Origin of the sequence: Pontibacter sp. BAB1700 (assembly GCF_000277005.1) — a bacterium.
In the GTDB taxonomy this organism is placed as follows: Bacteria; Bacteroidota; Bacteroidia; order Cytophagales; family Hymenobacteraceae; genus Pontibacter; species Pontibacter lucknowensis.
Map to the genome: position 1 here is coordinate 1 of NZ_AKIS01000258.1, position 2,492 is coordinate 2,492.

The 2,492-nt window shown below is 50.8% G+C and carries 2 protein-coding genes and 2 pseudogenes; all 4 read left to right on the top strand.

The annotated features are described in order from the left end of the window. Window positions 1-121: pseudogene (locus tag O71_RS21005) on the top strand (aminodeoxychorismate/anthranilate synthase component II); the annotation flags it as partial. A gap of 82 nt (window positions 122-203) precedes the next feature. Beyond that, window positions 204-1,214: an anthranilate phosphoribosyltransferase gene (gene trpD, locus O71_RS21010; protein WP_007661309.1), complete on the top strand. Its 1,011-nt coding sequence runs from the start codon at window positions 204-206 to the stop codon at window positions 1,212-1,214. Window positions 1,215-1,258: 44 nt separating this feature from the next. Next, window positions 1,259-2,083 carry an indole-3-glycerol phosphate synthase TrpC gene (gene trpC, locus O71_RS21015; protein ID WP_007661310.1) on the top strand — a complete coding sequence of 275 codons (825 nt, stop codon included), beginning with the start codon at window positions 1,259-1,261 and terminating at the stop codon, window positions 2,081-2,083. A gap of 24 nt (window positions 2,084-2,107) precedes the next feature. Next, window positions 2,108-2,492: pseudogene (locus tag O71_RS21020) on the top strand (phosphoribosylanthranilate isomerase); the annotation flags it as partial.

Below are 2,492 nucleotides of genomic sequence, written 5' to 3' on the forward strand. Positions count from 1 at the left end.
ATCCGGAAACATCATGGCGCTGCGCCACCGCGACCATGATGTGCGTGGCGTGCAGTTCCACCCGGAATCGGTGCTGACGGAGCATGGGCGGGAGATGATCAAAAACTGGTTAACACATTAAATGTCATCTCGACGATAGGAGAGATCTGAATTAGAAAGGCAGCATATTTCTCGCTGTGTTCGAAAAGACAAAAACATCAATCATGAAAGAAATACTGAACCACTTATTTGAACATAAAACGCTGAGCCGGGAGCAGGCGCAGGAGGTGCTGAAGAACATTGCCGCCGGCAGGTATAACCAAAGCCAAATTTCAAGCTTTTTGACCGTTTACATGATGCGCAGCATTACCGTGGAAGAACTGGAGGGTTTCCGCAATGCCCTGCTGGAGCTTTGCCACCCTGTAGAGTTGGACGCTTACGACCCGATAGACCTCTGCGGCACAGGCGGTGATGGTAAGGATACCTTTAACATCTCCACGCTATCTTCTTTTGTAGTAGCGGCTAATGGAATCGCAGTGGCCAAGCACGGCAACTACGGTGTATCGTCTTCCTGCGGATCGTCCAATGTGCTGGAAGCATTGGGTATTCAGTTCACCACCGACAAAGACAAACTGGAGCGCAGCATTGCCGAGTATAACATTTGCTTTTTGCACGCACCACTATTCCATCCGGCCATGAAGAGCGTCGGGCCGATCCGGAAAGACCTTGGTGTGAAGACCTTTTTCAACATGCTCGGCCCGATGGTGAATCCGGCTTTCCCGAAGAAACAGCTGGTGGGAGTATTCAGTCTGGAACTGGCCCGCATGTATGGCTACCTCTACCAGCAGCAGCCCGACATCAGGTATAGCATCCTCCATACCCTTGATGGCTATGACGAAATTTCCCTGACGAGCCCTTTCAAAGTGATTGCCGACAGCAAAGAGCAACTTCTCGACGCCGGCGATTTAGGACTTGGCCGATTGGAGCACAGCCAGATCAAAGGAGGGGAAGGTATAGCCGAGTCGACTGAGATTTTTCTGAAGGTGATCAAAGGCGAAGGTACGGCTGCCCAGACGGATGTGGTCGCCGCCAATGCCGGCATGGCCATCCACTGCGCCCGCCCCGAAACCGCTATACCTGATGCCGTTGCTTTGGCTAAAGAGACACTCCAATCAGGAAGAGCTTATGCCTTATTTAACAAACTGATAAATGACAACAAGCTGGTAACAGCCTAATCATTTTGCAATCCTTAAATTTCCAAACTCTAAATCTGAAAATCATGAATATTCTCGACGAGATCATCGCCCATAAATACAAGGAAGTAGAAGAGCGAAAGGCGCTATACCCGGTGAAGTTACTGGAGAAGAGCCTGTATTTTGAGACGCCGTGTCTGTCGCTGGAGCGCTACCTGCTGCGACCGGATAAAAGCGGCATTATTGCCGAGATCAAGCGCAAGTCTCCTTCTAAGGGGGACATCAACCCCTATGTATCGGTGGAGCGCACCTCCATTGGCTACATGCAGGCGGGAGCTTCGGCTCTATCTATCCTGACGGACTCGAACTACTTCGGAGGCAAAAACGAAGACCTGATGATCGCCCGCAAGTATAACTACTGCCCGATCCTGCGCAAAGACTTTACCGTGGACGAGTACCAGATCGTGGAAGCGAAGTCGATCGGTGCTGATGCCATTCTGCTGATTGCCGCTGCACTGGAGCCGGAGAGACTAAAGCAACTGGCAGCTTTTGCCCGCTCTTTTGGGCTGGAAGTATTGCTGGAAGTGCATTCTCAGCAAGAACTGGAAGCTTCGTTAAGTGAAGACGTGACGATCGTGGGAGTGAACAACCGCAATCTTCAGACTTTCCAGACCGATGTTGCCCTTTCTTTGGAGTTGGCTCAGCACATCCCGTCAGGTATGACCAAGGTGTCGGAAAGTGGTTTGAAATCACCGAAAACGTTGATAGAGCTGCAGGCGGCAGGGTATAATGGCTTCCTGATCGGGGAGACCTTCATGACTGATGGTCGTCCGGAACGTGCAGCAGCCGAGTTTATCCGGGAGCTGCGCCAGCTGCAGCAAAATTTATCACTGGCTTCCGCGCAGGCTTAATGGCAGATTGCAAGCTCTCAATTTATGCATAAGGAAGAGATGAAAGACCTGAAACTAAAAGTATGCGGCATGCGCGACCCGGAAAACATCCGGCAGGTGGCCTCGCTGCAACCCGACTACATGGGCTTCATTTTTTATGAAGGCTCCAAGCGCTACTGTGAGGGCTACATCACCCCTGAACTTTTGGCGGAACTACCGGCAGGTATACAGAAAGTAGGTGTTTTCGTGAATGAAGCTACAGATGTTGTAGAGGCTACAGTTAAGAAATATGGCTTGGATCTGGTGCAGTTACATGGTCGTGAAACGCCGGGCCAGTGCCGGGAATTGCGAGAGGCAGGCATAAAACTGATTAAAGCTTTTTCAGTAGACGACCGCTTTTCTTTTGAGAACACCTTGCTCTACGAGCGCT